Source organism: Rhodococcus sp. MEB064, from assembly GCF_000834565.1.
Lineage (GTDB): Bacteria > Actinomycetota > Actinomycetes > Mycobacteriales > Mycobacteriaceae > Rhodococcoides.
In genome coordinates, this window is sequence record NZ_JXQS01000058.1 from 43,981 (window position 1) to 67,961 (window position 23,981).

Annotated in this window: 25 protein-coding genes; 10 read left to right on the plus strand and 15 right to left on the minus strand. The window is 67.8% G+C overall.

Annotation, left to right across the window (positions count from 1 at the left end; genetic code table 11):
• Nucleotides 1-3: 3 nt before the first annotated feature.
• Nucleotides 4-921: a TauD/TfdA dioxygenase family protein gene (locus RU01_RS18860; protein WP_042576122.1), complete on the plus strand. Its 918-nt coding sequence runs from the start codon at nucleotides 4-6 to the stop codon at nucleotides 919-921.
• Nucleotides 922-927: 6 nt separating this feature from the next.
• On the opposite strand, the gene RU01_RS18865 is transcribed toward RU01_RS18860, so the two are convergent.
• The gene (locus tag RU01_RS18865) at nucleotides 928-2,274 is read right to left on the minus strand and encodes an HNH endonuclease signature motif containing protein (protein ID WP_042576123.1); all 1,347 of its coding nucleotides are present in this window, start codon (nucleotides 2,272-2,274) and stop codon (nucleotides 928-930) included.
• Nucleotides 2,275-2,345: 71 nt separating this feature from the next.
• On the opposite strand from RU01_RS18865, the gene RU01_RS18870 reads away from it, so the two are divergent.
• The 3 genes from RU01_RS18870 to RU01_RS18880 are packed head-to-tail and all read left to right on the plus strand — an operon-like array spanning nucleotide 2,346 to nucleotide 4,117.
• Nucleotides 2,346-3,014 (plus strand): hypothetical protein, encoded by a 669-nt coding sequence (locus RU01_RS18870; RefSeq protein WP_042576124.1) that lies wholly within the window; start codon nucleotides 2,346-2,348, stop codon nucleotides 3,012-3,014.
• The gene (locus RU01_RS18875; protein ID WP_042576125.1) at nucleotides 3,011-3,787 is read left to right on the plus strand and encodes a 2-phosphosulfolactate phosphatase; all 777 of its coding nucleotides are present in this window, start codon (nucleotides 3,011-3,013) and stop codon (nucleotides 3,785-3,787) included. Before RU01_RS18870 ends, RU01_RS18875 begins: the two co-directional genes overlap by 4 nt.
• Nucleotides 3,788-3,841: 54 nt before the next feature.
• Entirely contained in the window at nucleotides 3,842-4,117 is a 276-nt protein-coding gene (locus RU01_RS18880; RefSeq protein ID WP_042576126.1) for an ANTAR domain-containing protein, read from the plus strand.
• 63 nt (nucleotides 4,118-4,180) lie between these two features.
• On the opposite strand, the gene RU01_RS18885 is transcribed toward RU01_RS18880, so the two are convergent.
• The 7 genes from RU01_RS18885 to RU01_RS18915 all read right to left on the minus strand — a co-directional run bounded on the left by RU01_RS18885 (nucleotide 4,181) and on the right by RU01_RS18915 (nucleotide 11,409).
• Nucleotides 4,181-5,152, minus strand: a complete 972-nt coding sequence (locus RU01_RS18885; protein ID WP_042576127.1) for an isopenicillin N synthase family dioxygenase — start codon at nucleotides 5,150-5,152, stop codon at nucleotides 4,181-4,183.
• A gap of 138 nt (nucleotides 5,153-5,290) precedes the next feature.
• On the minus strand, nucleotides 5,291-6,085 hold the full coding sequence (locus RU01_RS18890; protein WP_042576128.1) for a DUF1684 domain-containing protein: 795 nt from the start codon (nucleotides 6,083-6,085) through the stop codon (nucleotides 5,291-5,293).
• Complete coding sequence (locus RU01_RS18895) at nucleotides 6,082-7,203, minus strand: LLM class flavin-dependent oxidoreductase (protein ID WP_042576129.1); 1,122 nt, start codon at nucleotides 7,201-7,203, stop codon at nucleotides 6,082-6,084. The genes RU01_RS18890 and RU01_RS18895 overlap by 4 nt, the downstream gene beginning before the upstream one ends.
• Nucleotides 7,200-8,510 carry an NtaA/DmoA family FMN-dependent monooxygenase gene (locus tag RU01_RS18900; RefSeq protein ID WP_042576130.1) on the minus strand — a complete coding sequence of 437 codons (1,311 nt, stop codon included), beginning with the start codon at nucleotides 8,508-8,510 and terminating at the stop codon, nucleotides 7,200-7,202. Before RU01_RS18900 ends, RU01_RS18895 begins: the two co-directional genes overlap by 4 nt.
• Nucleotides 8,507-9,406 (minus strand): LLM class flavin-dependent oxidoreductase, encoded by a 900-nt coding sequence (locus tag RU01_RS18905; protein ID WP_042576131.1) that lies wholly within the window; start codon nucleotides 9,404-9,406, stop codon nucleotides 8,507-8,509. Before RU01_RS18905 ends, RU01_RS18900 begins: the two co-directional genes overlap by 4 nt.
• A 111-nt stretch (nucleotides 9,407-9,517) precedes the next feature.
• Nucleotides 9,518-10,717, minus strand: a complete 1,200-nt coding sequence (locus tag RU01_RS18910; protein ID WP_042576132.1) for a GNAT family N-acetyltransferase — start codon at nucleotides 10,715-10,717, stop codon at nucleotides 9,518-9,520.
• Nucleotides 10,717-11,409: a GNAT family N-acetyltransferase gene (locus tag RU01_RS18915; protein ID WP_042576133.1), complete on the minus strand. Its 693-nt coding sequence runs from the start codon at nucleotides 11,407-11,409 to the stop codon at nucleotides 10,717-10,719. The genes RU01_RS18910 and RU01_RS18915 overlap by 1 nt, the downstream gene beginning before the upstream one ends.
• 172 nt (nucleotides 11,410-11,581) lie before the next feature.
• On the opposite strand from RU01_RS18915, the gene RU01_RS18920 reads away from it, so the two are divergent.
• Nucleotides 11,582-12,343: an HAD-IIA family hydrolase gene (locus RU01_RS18920; RefSeq protein ID WP_042576341.1), complete on the plus strand. Its 762-nt coding sequence runs from the start codon at nucleotides 11,582-11,584 to the stop codon at nucleotides 12,341-12,343.
• Nucleotides 12,340-13,419 (plus strand): isochorismate synthase, encoded by a 1,080-nt coding sequence (locus RU01_RS18925; RefSeq protein WP_042576134.1) that lies wholly within the window; start codon nucleotides 12,340-12,342, stop codon nucleotides 13,417-13,419. The genes RU01_RS18920 and RU01_RS18925 overlap by 4 nt, the downstream gene beginning before the upstream one ends.
• A gap of 7 nt (nucleotides 13,420-13,426) precedes the next feature.
• Here RU01_RS18925 and RU01_RS18930 read toward each other — a convergent pair whose 3' ends face one another.
• Nucleotides 13,427-14,629 carry an O-succinylhomoserine sulfhydrylase gene (locus tag RU01_RS18930; RefSeq protein WP_042576342.1) on the minus strand — a complete coding sequence of 401 codons (1,203 nt, stop codon included), beginning with the start codon at nucleotides 14,627-14,629 and terminating at the stop codon, nucleotides 13,427-13,429.
• A complete protein-coding gene (locus RU01_RS18935; protein WP_042576135.1) occupies nucleotides 14,629-15,039 on the minus strand; it encodes a rhodanese-like domain-containing protein in 411 nt (136 codons plus the stop codon). The genes RU01_RS18930 and RU01_RS18935 overlap by 1 nt, the downstream gene beginning before the upstream one ends.
• An 82-nt stretch (nucleotides 15,040-15,121) precedes the next feature.
• Between RU01_RS18935 and RU01_RS18940 the strand changes: the two genes are divergently transcribed.
• Complete coding sequence (locus RU01_RS18940) at nucleotides 15,122-16,810, plus strand: MDR family MFS transporter (protein ID WP_042576136.1); 1,689 nt, start codon at nucleotides 15,122-15,124, stop codon at nucleotides 16,808-16,810.
• Here RU01_RS18940 and RU01_RS18945 read toward each other — a convergent pair.
• Both RU01_RS18945 and RU01_RS18950 read right to left on the minus strand, forming a co-directional pair.
• Nucleotides 16,793-17,194 carry an Rv0361 family membrane protein gene (locus RU01_RS18945; protein ID WP_042576137.1) on the minus strand — a complete coding sequence of 134 codons (402 nt, stop codon included), beginning with the start codon at nucleotides 17,192-17,194 and terminating at the stop codon, nucleotides 16,793-16,795. The two genes, RU01_RS18940 and RU01_RS18945, sit on opposite strands and share 18 nt — an antisense overlap.
• 28 nt (nucleotides 17,195-17,222) lie before the next feature.
• A complete protein-coding gene (locus RU01_RS18950) occupies nucleotides 17,223-18,302 on the minus strand; it encodes an alkene reductase (protein WP_042576138.1) in 1,080 nt (359 codons plus the stop codon).
• A gap of 246 nt (nucleotides 18,303-18,548) precedes the next feature.
• On the opposite strand from RU01_RS18950, the gene RU01_RS18955 reads away from it, so the two are divergent.
• Entirely contained in the window at nucleotides 18,549-19,928 is a 1,380-nt protein-coding gene (locus RU01_RS18955; RefSeq protein ID WP_042576139.1) for an FAD-dependent oxidoreductase, read from the plus strand.
• Nucleotides 19,929-19,973: 45 nt separating this feature from the next.
• Here the strand turns inward: RU01_RS18955 and RU01_RS18960 are convergent, their stop codons facing one another.
• Nucleotides 19,974-20,843: an SMP-30/gluconolactonase/LRE family protein gene (locus RU01_RS18960; protein ID WP_042576140.1), complete on the minus strand. Its 870-nt coding sequence runs from the start codon at nucleotides 20,841-20,843 to the stop codon at nucleotides 19,974-19,976.
• A 66-nt stretch (nucleotides 20,844-20,909) separates the two neighbouring features.
• Here RU01_RS18960 and RU01_RS18965 point away from each other — a divergent pair, with 66 nt between their 5' ends.
• A complete protein-coding gene (locus RU01_RS18965; RefSeq protein WP_042576141.1) occupies nucleotides 20,910-21,644 on the plus strand; it encodes an amidohydrolase family protein in 735 nt (244 codons plus the stop codon).
• A gap of 13 nt (nucleotides 21,645-21,657) precedes the next feature.
• Here RU01_RS18965 and RU01_RS18970 read toward each other — a convergent pair whose 3' ends face one another.
• Both RU01_RS18970 and purT read right to left on the minus strand, forming a co-directional pair.
• On the minus strand, nucleotides 21,658-22,140 hold the full coding sequence (locus RU01_RS18970) for a DUF456 domain-containing protein (RefSeq protein WP_042576142.1): 483 nt from the start codon (nucleotides 22,138-22,140) through the stop codon (nucleotides 21,658-21,660).
• Nucleotides 22,137-23,366, minus strand: a complete 1,230-nt coding sequence (gene purT / locus RU01_RS18975; RefSeq protein WP_042576343.1) for a formate-dependent phosphoribosylglycinamide formyltransferase — start codon at nucleotides 23,364-23,366, stop codon at nucleotides 22,137-22,139. Before purT ends, RU01_RS18970 begins: the two co-directional genes overlap by 4 nt.
• On the opposite strand from purT, the gene RU01_RS18980 reads away from it, so the two are divergent.
• Nucleotides 23,365-23,937: a DinB family protein gene (locus RU01_RS18980; protein WP_042576143.1), complete on the plus strand. Its 573-nt coding sequence runs from the start codon at nucleotides 23,365-23,367 to the stop codon at nucleotides 23,935-23,937. The two genes, purT and RU01_RS18980, sit on opposite strands and share 2 nt — an antisense overlap.
• Nucleotides 23,938-23,981 lie beyond the last annotated feature (44 nt).

Here is a 23,981-nt window from a genome sequence, read left to right on the forward strand (position 1 = left end):
CGCATGCCAACTCACATCACTGCCACCAAACTCGGCGCCCATATCGGAGCGCGTATCGACGGGGTCCGCCTCGGCGGGGATCTCGACGCGGACACCGTGGACGTCGTTCGCCGTGCCCTGCTGCAGCACAAGGTGATCTTCTTCCGCGGCCAGGATCACCTCGACGACGAGTCCCAGTACGCGTTCGCCGAGCTGCTCGGAGCCCCGACGACGCCGCACCCCACCGTGACATCGCACGGGACGAAGACTCTCGCCATCGACTCGACGTACGGCAAGGCGAACAGTTGGCACTCCGATGTCACCTTCGTCGACCGCATCCCGAAAGCGTCCATCCTCCGTGCGGTCACGCTGCCCGAGTACGGCGGCAACACCACGTGGGCATCGCAGGTAGCCGCGTACGATTCACTGCCGCAACCACTCCGGGCGCTGGTCGACAACCTGTGGGCGGTGCACACCAACACCTACGACTACTCCGCCACGGCTGCCGATGCTGTGCGCGACGAGAACTCCGCGGCGTACCGCCGAGAGTTCCAATCGACCCGCTACGAGACGGAGCATCCCGTCGTGCGTGTCCATCCGGAGACCGGTGAACGGACCCTCCTCCTGGGACACTTCGTCAAGAGCTTCGTCGGACTGTCCACCAAGGAGTCGCACGCACTGTTCACCCTGCTGCAGGATCGAGTGACGAAGCTGGAGAACACCGTTCGGTGGCAGTGGCAGCTGGGCGACGTCGCGATCTGGGACAACCGCGCGACGCAGCACTATGCCGTCGCGGACTGGGGCGACCAGCACCGACGACTGGAGCGCATCACTCTGGCCGGCGATGTCCCGGTCAGCGTCCACGGTGAGCCCAGCCGCGTCATCGCGGGCGACGCATCGCACTACTCGCCGCTCGACAAGCCGACCCTCGTCGCCGTCTGACGACACCTATCCAGCCCACCTCTCGGTCACCAGTTCCTCGAGCCGAGCTTCGACGGAGGACGACGACATCGGGCGCGGCGGCACCGGCGCCGCGGAGTCGTAGGTGTGGCCTGTCGCGGTGCGGAAGCGGACGATGTGCAGGCCGGCGACGTCCTCTCGGATCCTCGTCGTCTCCCATCCGTCCGCTTCCTTGGCGTAGTTGCAGGCAGCGCAGAGGCCCATGCCGTTGTCGGCGGTGGTCGGTCCACCGAACCGGTGTGGGGTGATGTGGTCGTGGTGGCGGATCGGCGCATCGCACCACGGCGTCCTGCACGTCCGGTCCCGGATGTCGATGTACAACGCAAGCCCTGCGGGGAAAGTCCGCGCACTGGACTCCATCGCCGTCAGGTGCCCGGTGGTCGGGTTCGCGTACACCCGCCGCAAGGTCGCACCGGCCCCGCCGGTGTCCACGCTGTCCGCTACGAGTTTGCGGGCCGACGCCGCAGGAACGGTGCCGTAGCCGGGAACGTAAGCAGCCTCGTCGCCGCCCGCGAGCAGCGTTTCGTCGGACATGACCATCTGCACGGCCACGGGGGCGCCCTGTGCCGCGGAGGCTCCGGTCACCCGCTCGAACAGCAGGTCTGCCATGACCTGGTCCCTGGTCCGATCTCCCGCCAGACCGGACCCCACCATCGCGTCGGCGTCTCGTCGGAGCGTCGCGTAGACGCACACCGCCTGATCCATCGGCATCAGAGCATTCACGTAGGCCATGAACTCGGGTGCGGGCCGCACGCTCACCCGACGCTGAGACTTCGCCCGAGCATTGCGCTTCACCACCGACGCCGCATCCAACTCCTGTGCGGCGGCGGCGGCCATCGCGACGATATGCGCGTCTCCCTTCCCGTCGAGGGTCGCCGCCTCGGCACACAGACGCCGGTCGACCTCGCGCCGATCCTCCGCCGACAGGTGTGCGGTCTCCCGGACCAGGAGCGTCGCTCGATACTCGTTCAGCAGGCCTCTGCGCATCAAGGCATGGGTGTGCGGCATCTCCTGCACCACCGCCCGCGCCAGGCCCAGATAGGTGCCGCCTCGATGGTGGGATTCACGGCGCGCAAGACCCACCTGCGACGCGATGCCGGCGTCCCATTTGTTCTGCGCCACCCCACGATCGCGGCGATCGGCGCGAATGACCGCGGAGACATGATCGGTCACCGAGGCCTGCGCCGCGGCCCCCACCGACTTCAACTCTTCCAGAGCCCTCACGGCGTCGATACCCGATGCGGCTGTCTCGTAGTCGTCGACAAGGCTCAATCGCGTTGCGAACTGGCGTATCTCGGCCACCGTCGGTGCTTCGAGCACTGCAGATTCGATCATGAATTCCCCCCGGATCCCTGAGTCCACCCGAAGGTAGACCAAGGGTCCGACACGATCGTTAGAGTCGTCCCATGAGCAGGCTTCCCGCCGCGAACGACCCCACCGACCGACTGGCTCGGCACATCGTCGGCACGTACTTCGCCCTTCGCGCGGCGCTGTCCGTCCTCGCGGTCGGACTGCCGATAGTCCTCGTCGGGTGGTCGATTCTCGACGCCGACCTGCCCGTCCTCGGGTCCATGAGCGAGTACTACTACAGCCCCGTGCGCGACGTGTTCGTCGGCGTGCTCGTCGGGACCGGGATCACGCTGATCTGCTATCGCGGGTACGGCCCGCTGGAGAACGGACTGCTGAACGTGGCCGGTTCGCTTCTCGTCGTGGTCGCGCTGGTCCCCACTGATCCACCGGGAGAGAGCGAATTCGGGCTCCGCATGGCGGTCCATGCCGCAGCGGCCGTCGGATTCTTCGTCAGCTTCGCCGCGTCCGTGTGGTGGTGCGCCGACGACACTCTCGACACGTCCCGGGACTCTGCTGCCCGCATCCGCCGCTATCGCATGGCCTACCGGGCGGTGGCCGTGATCGTGGTCGTCGCTCCTGTCTCGGCACTGGCGCTGGTGCTCGTTCTCCGCCAAGGCGCGTTGGCGGTGCTCGTCGTCGAAGCCGTAGCCGTGGCGACCTTCGGCATCTACTGGGCCGTGAAGTCGTACGAGCTACGCGGAACCGAACTGGCCGAGCAGCCGTGAACCCCGCACATCGCCAGCATGCATACCGCGAACGTCTCGAGTGGGGATTACGCGGCGCCGACGCCATAGCCGCCGACGCGGACATCGCCGTTGTCGTCGACGTGCTGTCGTTCACCACGACGGTCAGTGTCGCGCTCGACCGAGGTATCCAGGTGGTGCCCCATCGGTGGAGTGACGCCGAAGCGGTCGCCCGACGCTTCGACGCAGCAGTAGCCGTCCCTCGCTCGCAGTCGGGCCCCGGCCGAATCACGTTGTCCGCATCGTCGATCCGTTCGGCCGACCCGGTTCCGCAACGTCTGGTCCTTCCCTCCCCCAACGGATCGACCATTGCCGAGGCCTTGGCTGCCGCCCCCGTAGTGATCGCTGCGTCCCTTCGCACGGCGACCGCGGTTGCTCGATGGATCGCCCGGACGGCACCACCGGATGCCACGGTCGCCGTCGTCGCGGCGGGTGAGAAGTGGCCCGACGGGTCGCTGCGTCCGGCGATCGAGGATTTATGGGGTGCGGGGGCTGTGCTCGCGGCCCTCGACGCGGAGCGCGGCCTGTACTCGCCGTCGCCCGAGGCCCTCTCGGCACGGGCGGCGTGGTTGTCGATCCGCGGTGACGCGACAACAGCGTTGCGAGACTGCAGCTCCGGCCGAGAACTCGAGGCGATCGGCTTCGGCGACGATGTCACAGTCGCCGCGGAAGTCGACCGGAGCACGTGCGTGCCCATCGTCCGGGGCGGACTGTTCGTCGACTCCGATCACGCCGATCCGAACCATCGCCGGTAGCGCCACGACGAGCAAGACTGTGCGCAGCAATCCCGACGGAGAGCAGGAGCGACCATGAGCTACACACCCGATGCCAACGTCCACCGCCGAGAGATCGATCTCGCGGTCGGCGTACTCATCGCGCTCCGATCGGTCAGCGAGGGCGACGCTTTCGTCGAGCTGGCCGACCATGCTCGCTCGACCGGATCGGGTCTCGTACCCAGCGCTCGCGCCTTGGTGGCTCTCGCACGCGGTCACCGATCCGACACCCCGGCAGGACGCGCAGCCGAACGTCGGTGGGGATCGGCGCTGAACCACCGATCACCGGCCGTACACACCCCCGCAGCCTGAAAGGCCGTGGCCTGTCCGCCTTGAAAGACTACGGCGTTCCAGTCAGCGGTGGGTCGGACGCTCTCAGCGCATGATTCCGTGATGCCGTTCTGCCACATCGGGATGCGCGCGAGTGCGGGACTTCCACGCGTTCTCGCCGTAGGTCGTGAAGATCGGGTTGTCCGGGTCGGCTTCGACGCCGCGTGAGCGGGCCTTCAGGTCGGGCGGCAGATCGATCACCGACACACGTGCGTCGAGGGCAGGGCTGAGGAAGTAGGGAATCGATATGCGGTCGGATCCGGGCATCGGCGCGAGCACGCGGTGCCGTGTGGCCCTGAGGTAGCCACCCGTCGCCACCTCGAGCAATTCCCCGACGTTGACGATGAACGCTCCCGGCACGGGCGGGACGTCGATCCAGTCGCCGTTGCGCAGTTCCACCTGCAGACCCTGCGACTCCGGCTCCACGAGCAGCAGTGTCAACACACCGGAATCCTTGTGCGCGCCCACACCTTGCGGATTCTCGGCACTGCCCGGATACCGGACCACCTTGATCAACGTGGCGGGGAGATCCGCGAACGCGGCATCGAAGATGCTTCCCGACGCCCCGAGAGACACCGCCCAGTGCCGCAGAAGCCGCAGCCCGACCTCCGACAGTGCCCGGTCCCACGACTCGAACGCGGCGCGGAGTTCGGGCAACGCCGACGGCCACTGGTTGGGGCCCTGCAGGTTCCAGTACCCTTCGGCACCCACGATCACGTCGCGCTCGGGTCCGATGTCGATCTGTTCACGCCAGTCGACGGCGCCGTTCGTCAGTTCACCACCGAGCCGCGTGTAGCCCCGGAACTGCGGTGAGTTCAGTTGGCTGATCTCGTCTTTGGCGTCCGCCGGCAGCGCGAAGAAGGTGCGCGCCAGCGACAGGACGGTCGACATGAGCTCGGGATCGACACCATGACCGGTCAGGTAGAAGAACCCGTAGTCGTGCGTTGCTTCGCGCAGCGCTGAGCGGAACTCGTCGACATCGGTGGTCGAGATGTCGAGAACGGGCAGAGCTGTCATCGTCGTCCTGTCGTTCGCCTACGGACCCGGGCCGGCCGGTGATTCTGCTCCCTTCGCACGAAGTATCGGCGGGATCCCGCGCGGGTTTCCGTCGAGAGGAGCACAACCACCACCAGTCGTGCTAGATGTACCCGGCCGTCACCGGATCGGCAGCTTCTCGCCGGCCTCGACCGCGACGGACAACCGGTTCTCGGGCGGCGCCACCGGGCACGTCGCGTAGTCCGTGAGAGCGCACGGCAGGTTCGAGGCGCGGTTGAAGTCGAGGGTCACACGGCCGTCGCTGTCCGGATCGGCCACGGCGAGTGATCGGCACGCCCGATACGTGGTGACGCCGCTGGTCTCGTCGGTGAACAGGATGTGGAAGCCGCTCGCCTTACCGCGGAACGCGACGAGCTGTCGCGGCGCTCCGGCCAACTCGAAATCGATGACACCGAGACCCGCGTGATGATGTTCCAGCCCTTCGACCACGGCACCGGTGGTGATGGTGCGTACATCGTCGAACGGGGTGAACGTCCCTGTCACGAGCCATCTCTCGTCCGGCTCGAACGTGGGTATGCCGCCGAAGGCAGCCAGGGTCGGCGCCTTCGGATCGTGCACCCGCAACGCGACGGATCCCGTGCGGCGGATGACCTCGATGCGGCGATCACCGGCCGCGACGAGGAGCCCCGGTGAACCCTCGACGGGATGCAGCACCGTAGTCCCGTCGACCGGGACGCCGTCGACCGACAGGCCCTCGGAGATATCGGCACCGACGTACACCGCATCGTCGTCGGCACGCCACAGGCCGGGCAGGTCGTCGACGGCGGCGTCGGTATCAGTGAGCCAGAACAGGCCTGTCAGCGCAACCCATCCCAACGGATCTCGGAAGTAGGCCTCCCGATCCACATGCCAGGCATGCCAGTCCTGCTCGAACGACGTGAGTGAGAGTGTCATGACGCGAACTCCTTCTGCTCGTGAGATCTGATTCTGCTCAGGACGGCGCCGACATGCCGCGCTTCCTCGATATGCGGATAGCCGGACAAGATGAATTCGTCGACCCCGGCGTCGCGGTACTCCTCGAGGCGCTCCACGATCTCGTCGTTGCTGCCGACCAGCGCGGTTCCTGCGCCGCCGCGGACCAGACCGATGCCTGCCCAGAGATTAGGACCGACGATCAGGGCGCGGCGATCTCCGCCGTGCAGGGCCGACATGCGGCGTTGGCCCTCCGACCCCAACGCCGACAACTGGGCGTGCCGCGTTGCGATCGTCGCGTCGTCCACATCGGCGATCAGCTCCTCGGCGCGGTCCCATGCCTCGCCGGCCGTGTCGCGGGTGATGACGTGGATGCGCAGCCCGCCCCGCACCGTTCGCCCGTGCTCCGCGGCGAGCGAGCGCACGCGGGTCAACTTCTCTGCCACAGCGTGAGGCGGTTCACCCCAGGTCAGGTACACGTCCGCGTGCTTGGCCGCGACGCGAAGCGCAGCGTCGGAGGATCCTCCGAAGTACACGTCGGGAAGCGGGACGGGTGCCTGGCCTGCGAATCCGCCGCCGTTCGGGCGATCCACCGTGAAGTACGTGCCCGACGCCGTGACGGAAGCACCGTCACCGACCGCACGCGCGATGCGCAGGAACTCGTCGGCGCGCGCGTAGCGCTGGTCCTTCGCCAGCGTGTCGCCGTAGGCGCGCTGCTCCGCGTCGTCGCCGCCCACGACGACGTTGAGTAGGACGCGGCCGCCGGACAACCGATGGAACGTGCTCACCATCTGCGCGGAGGTCACCGGCGACACAGCGCCGGGCCGGAACGCCACCAGGAACTTCAGACGAGTGGTCGCCGGAATCAGCGCCGCGGTGACCAGCCAGGCGTCCTCGCAGTGCCCGCCCGTCGGAGTGAGCACGGCCTCGAAACCGAGTTCCTCGACGGTCACGGCCAATTCGGTCAGGTACTCGAGCGTCGCCTCCCGGTGTCCGTCGACAGATCCAGCCGTGGACGCGCCGCCGATCGAGACTCCGTGCGAGCGCGCACCGAGCCTCTCGTCGTCACCCCCGGTGGGGAGGAACCAGTGGAATCTCACTCGCCGATACGGGGTCGACGCAGTCCGAGGTGCTCCCTCAAGGTCGACCCCTCGTACGCGGCCGGGTACGAACCACGTTCCTGCAGCTCGGGAACCAGCTTGTCGACGATGTCGTCGAGCCCGCTCGGCACGAGGTACGGCGTGATGTTGAAGCCGTCGCTCGCCCCTCCGCGGACCCATCGGGTGAGCTCGTCCGCGACCTGGCTCGGTGTACCCGCGAATCCGGTACGCGCCGACGTCTCGATGACGACCTGCCGCAGCGACAGGTTCTTCGCCTCGGCGAGCGACCGCCACTCCCGCACGCGTGCATGCACATCGATGCCGTTGAACGCCGACCCACGAGCACCGACGACGCCACTGACGATCGGGTCCTCGGTGGGGAGCGGTCCGTCGGGATCACGATCGGACAGATCGCGCCCCCACACCTGGCCGGCGATCGAGAGCGTCGTCGGGCCGGTGAACTGGCCTTCCTTCACCCAGCGCACCTTCTCGTCCACGTCCCGCTCGTGGTCCGCGAGGACGATCTGCGTGCCGGGCAGGATCTTGATGTCGTCGTCCGGTCGTCCACGGGCCACCAGTCGCGCGCGGATGTCGTTCGCGAAGTCGAGTGCGTCGTCGAAGTGGGTGCCGTGCGCGGAGAAGATCACGTCGGCGTGTTGGGCGGCGAAGTCGCGGCCGGTGCTGGAATCTCCCGCCTGGAAGATCACCGGGTGGTCCTGCGGACTGCGGGGAATCGTTGCAGCAGAGTCGATGTCGAACTGCGAGGACTGGATGCGCACGGATTCGGGCGTGCCTCCTGCGTTCCACAACGCCCTGGCGACGTCGAGGAATTCGCCGGCGCGCACGTACCGGTCCGCGTGGTCGAGGTAGCCGCCGCGTCGGAAATTCTCGCCCGTCCACGCGTTGTCCGTCGTCACGACGTTCCAGCCGGCGCGACCACCGGACAGCACGTCCAGTCCCGACAGTCGACGCGCGAGGTCGACCGGTTCGTTGTACGTGGTGTTCTGGGTGGCCACCAGTCCGATGTTCGTGGTGATGCCGGCGAGCGCCGCCAGCTGCGTGATGGCGTCGGGACGACCGGCGATGTCCAGGTCGAGGATCTTGCCGCCCTGCTCGCGCAATCGCAGTCCTTCGCCGAGGAAGAAGGCGTCGAACAGTCCGCGCTCGGCGGTCGTGATCAGCCGACGGAACGTCTCGAAGTCGATCTGCGAGCCACTGGCCGGGTCCGACCAGATCGTCGTGTGGTTGACGCCCTGGAAGAAGACACCCAGGTGGACGGTGGCGTCGGGACGGAGGAGATCGGTCATCGCGCAGCCTCGAATCGGTTGACGGGGCGGGCCAGGCCCAGAGTGGAACGCAGAGTCGTCGCCGGCACCGGCCGATGGGCCAGCCCTCGCTCGAACAGCTGCGGAAGCAGATACCGCGCGGCAACGCGGAGATCGTCGTCGACCGACGCGGGCCGCAGCCTGATTCCGCCGATCGCATCGTCGAGGGCAGCGATGCGCTCGACGAGAGCCGCCGCGGCCGCCGGATCACCGGGGGCCTCGACGTCGAGAACGACGTGCGCCCCGGTCACCGCGCGCGCGTCCGCCTCGTTCTCCACAAGGACGACGTCGAGCAGATCGGTGTCGATCTCGCCGAATCGACCGAACACCACCACCTGGCCCTGCGGCGGCCGCGGCACGATCGCGGGGCCCTTCACCGAGTACTTCTCCCCGACGAAGTCGACGTAGTGCAGCTTCTGCTGGTTCAGGAACCGCCCCGTCGGAAAGTCGCGGATCACAGCGTCGTCCTCCCAGGAGTCCCACAGCCCGCGCGCCACCGTCACCGAATCACGCTGCTCGCGCGCCAGACCGACGTCGGTCGAGACGACCTCGCGACCCCAAGCTGCCGCGACGTCGGGTGTCAGCGACCGGGCCGCCACCCATCCCGCCCGGCCGCGGGACGCATAGTCCAGCGACGCGAGCTGCGACGACAGGTGGAACGGTTCCGCGTAGGTGGTGCTCGCCGTGGCGACGAGGCCCACCGTGCTGGTGGTCGCGGCGACGAAAGCCGCCCGCGTGATCGCGTCGACACCACCCGTCGCCAGATCGTCGTCGTCGAACGTGACGTAGCCGAAACCCGCGTTCTCGGCAGCGGACGCCGTGGCGGCCGTGCCGACCCCGACCCCGATGTCGATGCCGAGTGTCACCGTCGTACTCATCCTGCACTCCCTCGTGTGTCCCCCGGAACGATCACGGTAGGACCGCGACGGCACGCGCACACGAGTTGAAATCGCACAGATGCGAACGGAATGAACCGGGTGTTCGGTGCGTTAGAAACCCACCCCGGCGAAGGGGGCCTGCGGAGTCCGGAACAGATCGTCGGCGGCCGACGGCTCACCCTGCGCGAGCCCCGCGGTGACCAGCGCCGCCCACGACGTGCCGCCGAGCAGCACCGATGCTAGGTCTCGGACGTGCACCGTCAGCTCCGGCGCCGCGTCGACCACCTGCACGCCGTCCTGCCCCACGCTGTAGGTCGCCGCGTTCTCCGGCAGGTCCGCGTCGTGCACCCCGATGGTGACGCTGGGGCCCGGACCGTACGAGCGGGCGGACAGCGCTGCCGACACGTCGAGGATGCGCAGCCACGTCTCGTCCTCGGTGCGGTTCAGGCGCACCGACCGGCGGTCGTCCATCAGCATCGGCAGCACCGTGTCCACGGGCAGTTCGGGGAACGTGATGCGGTCGACCAGATCGAGCCGCAGCAGGAACCGGACCAGATCGGTGAAGACGGCGTCGTTCGGAGCGTGCCAGTCCTCGACGACGACCTGGCGGGCGTCCCCGGACCACCACTGGCGTGGATCCAGCGGGCGGTATCGGACGTAACCGTCGTCGACGCCGTCGGTGGAGTGCACCCCGATCCACACCGGATCGGTATCGGACCGCGCACGCAGGCGCGACGCGTTCCACCAGATAGGCAGCCGGGTGATGGACCCCGGCCGCGCCGACGGATGCGCCGTGACGATGTCGGCCTGCACATCCAGCGCAGTGTCGTTGTCGACGATGCGCACGACACCGCTGGAGGCGGCGCCGTCCCGCACCGACGCACGGGCGGTGACGACGTCCGCGGACACACTCGACGTGGCGACGCCGTATCCGTAGCGCCCGTAGATGACGGCCTCGGACGCGCGAAGTGAGGCGACGACATCCCCGGCTGCGCGCGCGTCCCGTAGTTGCCGACGCAGCAACGCGGAGACGACACCGCGGCGCGTATGGGTCGGGAGCACCCCGACGTGCGTGACCGCCAGGTGTGGAACGCAGGCACCACCCGGCAGGGTGAGGGTTCCGCGTGCGGAGTCCGTCGTCCCGATCAGCTGTCCGCCGTCGAAGGCTCCGTAGGTCTGTCCCGGCTCGCGCAGGCTCTCGATGTCGTCCTCGGTGACGTGCAGGGTCGGCAGTCCCACCATGGCGGCCCGGAACACGCGCTGCGACTCCAGCAGGTCCGACCGCGACTCGAGGATTCGGATGTCGACCATCACGCGACCTCGGCGATCGTCAGCGTGGTCTGTCGGCGCAGCACGAAACCGAGCGCGTCGTACAGCGCGATGGCAGTCGTATTACCGGCGCTCGTGTGCAGGAACGGCACGTCCCCGCGCTCCCGGATGCCGTGACCGACCGCGCGGATCAGCCGCGTCGCCAGCCCGCGACCGCGGTAGGCGGGATCGGTACACACGGCGCTGATCTCGGTCCACCCCGCCGGGTGCATGCGCTCGCCGGCCATCGCGATGAGGCGCCCGTCGTCGCGGACCCCCAGGTAGGTCCCCATCTCGATCGTCCGCGTGCGGAACGGGCCCGGACGAGTGCGCGCGACGAGGTCCAGCATCTCGGGCACGTCCGCCGCGGTCAGGACGACGGCCTCCGGTTCCGGGGTCACCTCGAGTGCGGTTCCGTCGAACTGCACCAGGGCGATGCGGTCGCGAACCCTCCACCCGGCGGGCGGGTCGATGGCGTCGCCACGCAGTGCGGCCTGCTCACCGGCAGGCAACAGGTCGGCGAGATCGGACCAGTCGTCGGCATCCATGTCGGCTGGGTGCCCGAAGAAGCCGGCGACATCCGGGTGATAGCGACCGATCCGGCCCTTCCACTCGGCGAATCGAACATGCGCTCCCAGCAGGGACGATCGGATGGGATCGTCCAGCGGGTGCGTGTCCTGCAGGGTCGGGGTCACCGGGGGTCGTTCGTCACAGTGCACTCGGCCCACTGTAGGTGGACGGGCGCGAGCTTCTGCGCGTTGTACTCACCGTGATTCGACAGAGAGCAGAATGGAGGCCGTGAGCCCTGAAGTCAGACATTCGGACGACGACCCCTCGACCACCGGAACACCACCGTGGACGTACCTGATGGACATGGACGGCGTCCTGGTGCACGAGGAGCACCTGGTGCCCGGCGCGGACCGGTTCCTGAAAGAGCTCCAGGACACGAACACGCCGTTCATCGTCCTCACGAACAACTCGATTCGCACGCGTCGCGACCTGCAGGCACGGCTGCGGCGCACGGGCCTCGAGATCCCCGAGGAGTCGATCTGGACGTCGGCGCTGGCCACGGCGACATTCCTGGGTAACCAGCGTCCGAACGGCACCGCCTATGTGGTCGGTGAGTCCGGACTGACGACGGCTCTACATGACATCGGCTACATCATCACCGACATCGATCCCGACTACGTGGTGCTGGGTGAGACGCGCACGTACTCGTTCGAAGCCATCACGACGGCCATCCGACTGGTCGAGCGCGGCGCCCGCTTCATCGCGACCAATCCCGACGCGACCGGTCCGTCGCGCGAAGGGTCGCTGCCCGCCACCGGATCCGTCGCCGCCCTGATCACCCGCGCCACCGGACGCGAGCCGTACTACGTCGGCAAGCCGAATGCGCTGATGATGCGGTCGGCGCTGCGAGCCATCGGTGCACACTCGGAGAACACGCTGATGATCGGCGACCGTATGGACACCGACATCGTGTCCGGACTCGAGGCCGGTCTGCAGACCATCCTGGTGCTCACCGGCATCTCGACTCCGGCCAGTGTGGAGATGTTTCCGTTCCGGCCGACGCGCGTCATCGACTCGGTCGCCGATCTCATCGGGCACACGGCGGACCCCTTCGGATGAGGTTCCTGTACTCGCGACCCGATCGCAGCGTCGACGCCCGGGGCGTCCTCCAGTCGTTCGACCACATCGACGACGCGCGGGATGCACTGGCCGAGGGCTCGGTCCTGGTGGGCGCCATCGGGTTCGACGCGAGCACGCGCTGCGCCCTGGTGGAGCCGAAGGAGTTCCGGCGGTACGACGTGCCGCGGACGCCGGAGCCGGCCACACTTCCGGTCGCCGTCGTCGCGTCGCAGAATCCGCCGCCGGACAAACATGTAGCTCGCGTACGACGCGCCTTGACCGTGCTCCAGCATCCCGGCTCGGCGCTGCACAAGGTCGTCCTGGCCCGGTCGATCACCCTCGTCTTCGACTCGCCCCTGTCGCCGGTCATGCTGGCGGACAAGCTCATCGAGGACAACCCGATGCACAACGGGTTCGCCGTCGACCTGACCGCGGCGGGCGGGTCCTACTTCGGCCGACACTTGGTGGGTTCGTCGCCGGAGTTGCTGGTGCGGCGCACCGGGACCGAGGTGGTCTGCCGACCCTTCGCCGGAACCGCTGCGCGTCAACAGGATCCGGAAGACGACAGGCAGGCGGGCGCCGATCTCCTCGCCAGCGCCAAGAATCTGGCAGAGCACCGCTTCGTCGTCGACGCCATCGCCGACGCCTTGGCGCCGCTGTGCTCGGAGGTGTCCGTCCCCGACGGGCCGACGCTGACCAGCACGCCGGCCGTGTGGCATCTGGCCACACCGATCACGGCGACACTGCGTGACTCGTCCACCACCGCACTGGATCTGGCCCTCGCTCTGCACCCGACGCCCGCCGTGGCCGGCAGTCCGACGGACCTGGCTCTGCAGACCATCGACATCATCGAATCGGGCCGCAGCCGCGACTTCTACGCCGGCATGGTCGGCTGGTGCGACGCCGACGGTGACGGCGAGTGGATGGTGGCGATCCGCTGCCTCGACATCGCTGCCGACGGTCTCAGCGGAGTCGCGACGGCCGGAGGCGGCATCGTCGCAGCCTCCGATCCGGACGCCGAACTCGGAGAGACCACGGCGAAGTTCGCCACGATCCTCTCCGCGTTCGGACTCTGACGACGGGTCAGCTCAGCGCGCCACCGATGTCGCCCAGCAGGTCCTCGAGATCTTCGAGTCCGACGGAGATCCGTACGACGCCGTCCGTGATCCCCACTGCTGCACGACCTTCCGGACCCATGGCCCGGTGGGTCGTGGTGGCGGGGTGGGTCGTCATCGACTTCGCATCGCCGAGGTTGTTCGAGATGTCGATCACCCGCAGCTTGTTCAGGAAGTCGAAGGCACTGCGCTTTCCGCCCTCGAGCTCGAAGGTCACGACGGTTCCGCCGCCGCTCATCTGCGACAGCGCCAGCTGGTGCTGCGGATGCGACTCGAGGAACGGGTACTTCACCCAACCCACACCGGACTGCGTCTCGAGGAACTCCGCCACGGCCTGAGCCGACGCATTCATGTGCCGTACGCGCAACGGCATCGTCTCGAGACCCTTGAGCAGCGTCCACGCATTGAACGGACTGAGTGCGGGACCGGTGTGCCGCATCAGTGTCTGCACCGGCCCGTCGATGTACTCCTTCGATCCCAGGATCGCGCCACCGAGCACGCGTCCCTGCCCGTCGATGTGCTTGGTTCCCGAATACACCACCACGTCGGCGCCCAGCTCGAACGACTTCTGCAGCACCGGCGTCGCGAAGACGTTGTCCAGCACCACCTGTGCGCCGGCGGCGTGCGCCATCTCGGTCACCCGTCGCACGTCCACGAGCGACTGCATCGGGTTGGACGGCGTCTCGAAGAACACCGCGGTCGTGGGCACGGACAGCGCCTGTTCCCACTGGTCCAGGTCTTCGCCGTCGACGAAGACGGTCTCGATGCCCCAGCGCGGCAGGATCTCGTTGCACACCACGAAGCACGAGCCGAACAGGCTGCGAGCGGCCACCAGCCGGTCCCCGGCCTTCAGCAGCGCACCGAGCGCGGTGAAGACGGCGGACATACCGCTCGAGGTACCGAAGGCAGCTTCCGCACCGTCGACCAGACGCAGCCGTTCCTCGAACATCGACACGGTGGGGTTGCCGTAGCGGGAGTAGACGAAGTGGTCGATGTCGCCGGTGAACGCCTGCTCGGCCGCCTCGGCGCTCTCGTAGACGAACCCGGAGCTGAGATAGAGCGCCTCGGCGTTCTCCTCGAATCCGGAACGGTTCAGACCTCCTCGGACGCCGAGAGTGCCCTGGCCGACGCCGTCGGGAAGGGGCTTGGAGAAGCCGCCGCCGGTGGGAATCACTTCTGCCTCCAGGGGAGTCCGACCGCACGCCACCCGGTGCTGCCGCGGTGACCGTCGGCGTCGGTCGCGCCCTCGAAGCCGTCGAGCACGTTGTACGCCGGGCCGAGGCCGGCCGCCGTCGCCGCTTCGGCCGCCCCGATGGAGCGTTGACCGGAACGACACAGGAAGACCACGGGCCCCTTGTCGACGCCGGCAGCACGCACCTCGTCGACGAAGTTCTCGTTCTTCGCCCCGTCGGGGTAACTCACCCACTCGACGAAGGCGGTCGGCTTGTCCAGGGACGAGATGTCCGGGACACCGACGTAACTCCACTCCGCGTGCGTGCGGACGTCGACCAGTGACGCTTCCGGATCGGTGCTGAGAATTTCCCAGGCCTGCTCGGGCGTGATGTCTCCTGCGTAGCTCACTGGTCAAGTTTCGCACACGGTCGGATCAGCCCGATATGTCCGATAGTCGCAGCGTACGGCCATATGGGGGCAAGATGATCCGATGACCGACGAACACGTGCAGGACGCCGACACCGGCCAGTTCACGCACCGACAGATCATGACGATCATCTCCGGCCTCATGCTCGGCATGTTCCTTGCCGCGTTGGACCAGACCATCGTCTCGACGTCCATCCGCACCATTGCCGACGACCTGCAGGGATTCTCCATCCAGGCATGGGTCACGACGGCCTACCTGATCACGGCGACCATCTCGACGCCGCTGTACGGGAAGCTCTCGGACATCTACGGCCGCAAGCAATTCTTCCTCACGGCCATCACGATCTTCGTCATCGGGTCGGCGCTGTGCGGGTTCGCCACCTCCATGTACCAACTCGCCGCGTTCCGAGCCTTCCAAGGCCTCGGCGCCGGCGGCCTGTTCTCGCTGGCGCTGACCATCGTCGGTGACATTGTTCCTCCGCGGGAGCGCGCGAAGTACCAGGGTTACTTCCTGGCCGTCTTCGGCACGTCCAGCGTCCTCGGTCCGGTCATCGGCGGCGTCCTGTCCGGTCAGAGCGAGATCCTGAACATCACCGGCTGGCGCTGGGTCTTCTTCGTCAACGTGCCAATCGGTGTCGTCGCGCTGTTCGTCGTCGCGAAGGTGCTGAACCTGCCCCGGCGTCACGGGAGCGCGGTCGTGGACTGGGCGGGCGCAGCGGCACTGGCCGTCGGCCTGGTCCCGCTGCTGATCATCGCCGAGCAGGGCCGCACCTGGGGGTGGGGCTCGGGTCGCGCCATGATCTGTTACGCCATCGGCGTCATCGGTATCGCCGCGTTCATCGCGATCGAGATCCGCATGAAGACCGACGCTCTGATCCCGATGCGCTTCTTCCGCAATTCGACCTTCAGCATCGGCCTGGTGCTCTCCGTCATCACCGGCGCCGCGATGTTCGGCGGCATCACTCTGCTGCCGCAGTACCTCCAGGTGGTCAAGGGGTCCTCGCCCACCCTCGCCGGATTCCAGATGTTGCCCCTGGTCCTCGGCATCATGGTCGCGTCGATCTTCTCCGGTCAGATGATCTCCCGGACCGGGCACTACCGCCCGTACCCGATCATCGGCACCACTCTGATGACGGCGTGCATGTTCGCGTTCTCGCTGATCAAGTTCGACACACCGCTGTGGATGATCATGCTGGCGATGTTCGGATTCGGCTTCGGACTCGGCAACCTGATGCAGCCGCTGACGCTCGCGATCCAGAACGCCCTCCCGCCGAAGGACATGGGCGTGTCGACGTCGTCGGCCACGTTCTTCCGTCAGATCGGCGGCACCATCGGTGTCGCGGTGTTCCTGTCCTTGCTGTTCTCCCGCGTGACCGACGCGATCGCCTCGGCACTGCGGTCCGTCGCCGAGACACCCGAGTTCCGCGAGGCCGTCGGTCAGGCAGCGTCCAGCTCGGATCCCGCGGTGTCGGGACTCGCGCAGGGTCTGGCGTCCGGTAACGGGTCGGCCGCCGGCGGCATCCTGGACGACACGTCGTTCATCCAGAAGCTTCCCGACGCGTTGGCCGCACCGTTCCAGATAGGCTTCTCCGACGCCATGGACTCGGTCTTCGTCGTCGCCGGCTGCGTGTTGGCCCTGGCGTTCGTGATCAACCTGTTCTACAAGGAGATCCCGCTACGCACCCAGGGCGGCCTGGCCGCGCAGGCCACGGAGAAGTCGCAGACGACGGAGAAGCTAGGGGCTGCAGAGTAGCCAGTCGTCGCCGACGCGCGTCGCGCTCCAGGTGAGGGATTCCTCGGTTCCGTCGAGGCTGACGCGCACGTCGGCCTCGGCGGTGTCGTCCTTCACGCGAACTTCCTCGATGTTCTTCAGCTCCACCTCGGTGCCGGCGTCGGCCAGCGGGGCATTCACGATGCCGGGGCACTGCAGGGCAGCGACTGCCGCGGTGTCACCGGACTTCGTAGCCTCCACGTAGGCCGCGACGGCGGTGCCCACGCGCTGGTTGTCACTGACGTTCTCGTCGGGTGACCCGGTGAGGGAGAGCACGGCGATGATCACCGCCACGACGACCACCACCGCAGCGGCCGCGATGATGGGCGCTGCGGTGGTGGAACGTTCGGGTTCAGGGTCGGTCATGACCCGATTGTGTCAGCCTGCTGCAGGACTATCCCTCGAGTGTGGGGTAGTCGGTGTAGCCCTCGGCGCCGCCGCCGTAGAAGGTGCTCTCGTCGGGCGTGTTCAGCTCGGTGTCGTGTGTCCACCGCGTCACCAGGTCCGGGTTCGCGATGAACGGGCGGCCGATCGCCACGGCGTCGGTGATCTCGTCGGCGACGAGCTTCTCGGCCTCGTCCCGCGTGCTGACCTGTGCGAACCCGGTGTTCAGGACGAAGGCGCCGCTCCAGGCGGAACGGAGCTTGCCCAGGAACGGATCCTCGGCGTCGATCAGCACGTGCAGGTACGCCAAGCCGAGTCCGTCGATCTGGGACAGCAGAGCCTCGTAGGCACCGGTGGTGTCGTCCTCGGTGATGCCGCTCGCTTCGCCTCCGGGAGAGATCCGGATACCGACCTTGCCGGCGCCGATGGCGTCGGCCACCGCGCGGACGACCTCGACGACGAATCGGGCGCGGTTCTCGGGGCTGCCGCCGTAGGAATCGGTGCGGTGGTTGGAACCGTCGGCGAGGAACTGGTGCAGCAGGTATCCGTTCGCGGCGTGGATCTCGACGCCGTCGAGACCGGCGGCGACCGCTCGTGTCGCTGCGTCGACGAAGACCGCGACCTGCTCGGCCAACTCGTTCTCCTCGAGCGCGCGGGGCGCCGGGATCTCCTTCGAGCCGTCCTTGGTGAACATCTCGATGCCGGGCGCGATCGCGGACGGAGCCACTGCTTCGAGGCCCGAGTTGTCCGGGTGGGACACGCGCCCTGCGTGCATCAGCTGGACGACGATCCGGCCGCCCTCTCCGTGCACCGCATCCGCGATCTTCGCCCATCCGGCCTGCTGCTCGTCGGTGTGCAGACCGGGCGTGTTGGTGTAGCCCTTGCCGACCGCGGAGGGCTGCGTCCCCTCGGACACGATCAGACCGGCACCGGCGCGCTGGCGGTAGTACTCGACGACCAGATCGCCGGGAACTCCGTCGTCGCCGCTGCGGCTACGAGTCAGCGGGGCCATGAAGACGCGGTTGCGCGCATGGATATCGCCGAGGTCGAGGGGCTGGAGAAGTGCGGAATCGGGGCCGAGTTCGCTCATGTGTATCTGCCTTTCACGATGCAATCGCCGGACGGCGTTCTCTCCGGACAAGCTCGTCGGAGCCGAAGTCGATGCCCGGTTGTGTGCCGGATCACAGGGCTCGCCCAGAACTTCGCGGCCTCGTCTTCGCACACGTCACGGCCACCTGAGGCACCGAAGCCGTGACCTCGTCACTTATGCTGGGGTGTCCGCGTCCGATGCTCCATGGGCGGCCAGCCGATGACGATGTTAGGTAGATCCACGCTGATGACAGACCAGACCCGCCCTCTCCGAGTGGCCATCGTGGGCGCAGGACCGGCCGGCATCTACGCCGCCGATGCGCTGATGAAGTCCGACCACAACGTCTCGGGCCCCGGCGTGAGCATCGATCTGTACGAGCGCATGCCCGCACCCTTCGGTCTGATCCGCTACGGCGTCGCTCCCGATCACCCGCGTATCAAGGGCATCATCACCGCGCTGCACAAGGTCCTCGACAAGCCGCAGGTCCGCCTGCTCGGCAACATCGACTACGGCACCGACATCGATCTCGAGACCATGCGCCGCTTCTACGACGCCGTCATCTTCTCCACCGGCGCCAACGCCGACCGCGCCCTGAACATCCCGGGCATCGAGCTCGACGGCAGCTACGGCGCCGCCGACTTCGTCTCCTGGTACGACGGACACCCCGACGTGCCGCGCACCTGGCCGCTCGAGGCCGAGAAGGTCGCCGTCCTCGGCGTCGGCAACGTCGCCCTCGACGTGGCCCGCGTATTGGCCAAGACCGGCGACGAACTGCTGCCCACCGAGATCCCCGCCAACGTCTACGAGGGCCTGAAGGCCAACAAAGCCGTCGAGGTCCACGTGTTCGGCCGCCGCGGCCCCGCGCAGGCCAAGTTCACGCCGCTCGAGCTCCGCGAGCTCGACCACTCGCCCAACATCGAGGTCATCGTCGCTCCCGAGGACATCGACTACGACGAGGGTTCGGAGAAGGCCCGCCGCGAGTCCAAGCAGGTCGACATGGTCGCGAACACGCTGCAGGACTGGGCGATCCGCGACGCCGGCGACCGGCCGCACAAGCTGTTCCTGCACTTCTTCGAGTCGCCCACCGAGATCCTCGGCGAGGGCGGCTCCGTCGTGGGTCTGCGCACCGAGCGGACCGAACTCGACGGCACCGGCAACGTCAAGGGCACCGGCAAGTACACCGACTGGGACGTCCAGGCCGTCTACCGCGCCGTCGGATACCTGTCGCAGAACATCGCCGACCTCCCCTTCGACGACCTCGCCGGCACCATCCCCAACGAGGCCGGACGCGTCAAGAACACCGACGGTTCGTCCGTGGATGCCACCTATGTCACCGGCTGGATCAAGCGCGGACCCGTGGGCCTCATCGGCCACACCAAGGGCGACGCCAACGAGACCGTCGCCAACCTGCTTGCCGACGCCCCCTCGTTCGCGGGTGCGACCGAGCCCTCCGAGGACGCCGTCGTCGCGTACCTCGAGGACAAGAAGGTCCCGTTCACCACGTGGGACGGCTGGTACCGCCTCGACGCACACGAGCGCAGCCTCGGCGAGCCCCAGGGCCGCGAGCGCGTGAAGGTCGTCGAGCGCGAGGACATGCTGCGCGCCAGCGAGCCCGACAAGGCCTGACAGTCGGACCCCGACAAGGCCTGACGGGCTCGCAGGCGGTCCGGGTCAGACCCGGACCGCCAGCAGCCTGCCCTCCCGCTGGTCCTTGCGTGCGTGCTCGTTGAAATCCGGTGCGGCGCAGACGAACAGGGTATGTCCGTCGTGTCCACCGAAACCGCACGCGAACACCCCCGTGTCGAAGGTCAGTTCGTCGACCACGCCCTCGCCCTCACGGATCTGCACGATCCGCTGCCCCAGGGCGTCGGCCGCCCACAGCGTGCCGTCCGGCGCGAGAGCGCAACCGTCGGGCGCCACCACGACCTGCCCGATTCCCTCGGCCATGTCCGTCGACTCCGGCATCGGTCCCAGCACGGCCCAGTCGCGCCGCGGACCGAGAACTCCGCCGTCGCCGATGGCGAACGCACTGATGCGGTTGCCCAGCGTCTCGTCGACCAGGAGATCACCCGAGGCCGTCACCGCCATGCCGTTGGGGAAGTGCAGACCCGTCGCGTCCTCGTGCACGCTCCCGTCGGGTTCGATCCGGATCACCGACGCCGTCTCGATCGGCGCCATGTTCATGAGGTCGAAACCGAAGTGCCCGACATAGGCGCGCCCCTCGGCGTCGACGTGCATGTCGTTGGCATTGCCGGTCGCATAGTCCGACAGATCGGCGTGCACGACGAGTTCGCCGTCGGCCTCTCGGCGAAGAACCTTCTTGTCCCGCATCGACACCACGAGCAGTCGGCCGTCGGGTAGCCACCCCAGCCCCGACGGCTGCTCGGGTACCTCCGCCTCCACCCTCACGTCGCTTCCGTCCTCCTCGGCGGAGAGCACCTGGAAGGTGTAGAAATCCGACACCCAGATGCGCCCGTCGTGCCACCGCGGGCACTCGAAGTAGGTGTATCCCTCCAGGACCACGGTCGGATCGGCCTTCATGCGGACTCCTCGCGAATATGCGGATGTGACGTGTGCCTCATCTCTCTATGAGGCATCCTGGCAGACGTGTTCGACAGCCACGTCCACATCATCGATCCTCGGTTTCCGTTGGTGGTCAATGACGATTACGAGCCCGAGCCGTTCACCGTCGACGACTACGAAGCGGAGACCGACGGGCTCGGTGTGGTCGGAGGAGCCGTAGTCACCGGGTCGTTCCAGGGCACCGATCAGTCCTATCTACTGGCCGCTCTCGAGGAGCTGGGCCACGGGTGGGTCGGTGTCACCCAGCTGCCCGTGGACGCCACCGACGACGACATCTCCGCACTCGACGCCGCGGGGGTCAGGGCGCTCCGGTTCAACCTCCGTCGCGGCGTCGCCGACATCTCGTCTCTGACCGAGCAGGCGATACGGGCCCACGAGGTGGCGGGATGGCACTCCGAGTTCTACGTCGACGCGGGGCTGCTGCGCTCGCTCGAGCCGATCATGTCGAAACTGCCCGCCGTGAGCATCGACCATCTCGGCATGGCCGAGGAAGCGATGCCCTACCTGCTGGATCTGGTCGACAGAGGTGCACGCGTCAAGGCCACCGGATTCGGCCGCATCTCGCACGACCCCGTCGACGCCATGCGCCGCATCCATGCCGTGAACCCGGAGGCCCTGATGTTCGGCACCGACCTTCCCAGCACCCGCGCGGCGCGTCGCTTCGACGTGTCCGACCTCGACCTCGTTGCCGACGCGGTGGGGGGAGACCTTCAGGCAGTGCTGTTCCAGAATGCTCGCGCCTGGTACCGCGAGCCCTGATCGGCGGCGGAACTCACAGCACGAGGACGGCGACGACCCACACCCCGGCGGCGAGCAGACCACCGAACAGCTCGACCAGGATCGACAGTCCGACGGCCTTGGTCGCGTGCACGGTCGACTGCCAGGCCGAACCCGAGGTGCGGGCACGAGGAAGTTCAGCCAGGTAGACACCGAGGGGGAACCCGAGGAACAGACCGACGACCGGCACGACGAAGAATCCGACGATGCCGACGACACCGCCGAGCACGATCGACCGCGTCGGCACACCGGCCGTCTTCAGGCGTCTGCCCGGCCAGAGGTATCTGACGACGCCCGACGCCACCAGCAGCGCCGTCGCGATGCCGAACACCGTCCACGCCGATGCGGTGCCGACGACGAAGGCCCAGACGCCGATCGCCGCGAAGATCAGGATCACGCCGGGGAGCACCGGGACGACGATCCCGATCAGACCGATCAGGATCACCAGTCCGACGAGGACCTCGGCGCCCGCGGTCATGTGGCCGAGACCGGTCGTACCCGGCCGGCGGCGTCACGAGCCCGTGCGCGCGCCGTCTCGACATCCGGACCGGTCGAGAACGCGACGCCCATGCGACGCGACACGAAGCTCTCGGGCTTGCCGAACAGCCGAAGGTCGGTTTCCGGAACCCGCATGGCCTGATCGACACCCTCGAAGGCGATGCCCACCTCGTCGAGTCCGCCGTAGATGACGGCCGATGCCCCCGGGAAGAGCAGCGTCGTGTCCACCGGGAGGCCGAGGATCGCCCGCGCATGCAGTTCGAACTCGGAGAGCCGCTGGGTGCCGAGGGTGACCAGTCCCGTGTCGTGCGGACGGGGGCTGACCTCGGAGAAGAAGACGTCGTCGCCCTTGACGAAGAGCTCGACACCGAAGATGCCGCGGCCACCGAGCGCCGCGGTCACCGTGCGAGCGACGTTCCGCGAGGCCTCGAGCGCGACCGGCGACATGGGCTGTGGCTGCCAGGACTCGATGTAGTCGCCCGACTTCTGGAGGTGGCCGATGGGCTCGCAGAAGAAGGTCTCGTCGGCACCGTTCTCGTCGACCCCGCGGACGGTGAGCTGAGTGATCTCGTAGTCGAAGTCGACGAATCCCTCCACGATGACGCGTCCCAGATCCACCCGGCCCCCGGCCTGCGCGTAGTCCCAGGCCCGCTGGACGTCGTCGGCGCTCTTCACGACCGACTGTCCCTTGCCCGACGACGACATCACCGGCTTGATCACCGCGGGAAAGCCGGTGCGGCCGAGCGCGGCACGAACCTCGTCGACACTGTCGGCGAAGGCGTACGGCGACGTGGGAAGGCCCAGCTCCTCGGCCGCGAGTCGGCGGATGCCCTCGCGGTTCATCGTCAACTGGGTAGCCCTGGCCGTCGGAACGACGGTGGTGACGCCGCGATCCTCGACGACGGACAGAGCCTCCGTCGCGATGGCTTCGATCTCCGGGACGACGTAGTGCGGCGCCTCCGCCTCGATGACGGCGAGCAGAGCCTCGGGGTCGCTCATGTCCACGGTGTGGGCCCGATGAGCAACCTGGTGGCCCGGCGCGTTCGCGTACCGGTCCACGGCGATGACCTCGACGCCCAGGCGCTGGAAGGCGATGATCACTTCCTTGCCCAGCTCCCCCGAGCCCAGGAGCATCACCTTGGTGGCGGACGGAGAAAGCGGAGTACCGATGCGGGAGGACGTCACGCTTGGAATGCTATCGGGCATGACGGACACCGAGGACTTGCTCACCTACCTTCAGCGAGGTCGGGACGCGGTGGTGTGGAAACTCGACGGCGCATCGGAGTACGACATCCGGCGACCCCTCACCTCCACCGGCACCAACCTGCTCGGCATCGTGAAACATCTGGCCATGACCGAAGCCGGGTACCTCGGCGCCACGTTCGGGCGACCGTTCCCCGAGGAGATCGCCTGGTCCGACCCGTCCCTCGAACTCAACGCCGACATGTGGGCCACGTCCGACCAGTCCCGCGACTCGCTCGTCGGGCTGTACCGCCGGGTGAACGCACACGCCGACGAGACGGTACGCACCCTCGGGCCGACCGCCGAGGGAACGGTCCCGTGGTGGACGGCGAAGAACCCGGTGACCGTCGAGTACATCCTGGTGCACCTGATCGCCGAGACTCACCGCCACGCCGGTCACGCGGATATCGTGCGGGAACTCGTCGACGGCAGCGCCGGCATGGCCGTCGGCAACTCCAACCTTCCGGACGTCGACGCGGACTGGTGGGGTGACTATCGGTCGCGGGTGGACGACGCCGCGTCGGAGTTCCTCTGAGTCTCCCGACCCGATCGGTCCGGTCCTGTCGTCGGGCGAGTTCC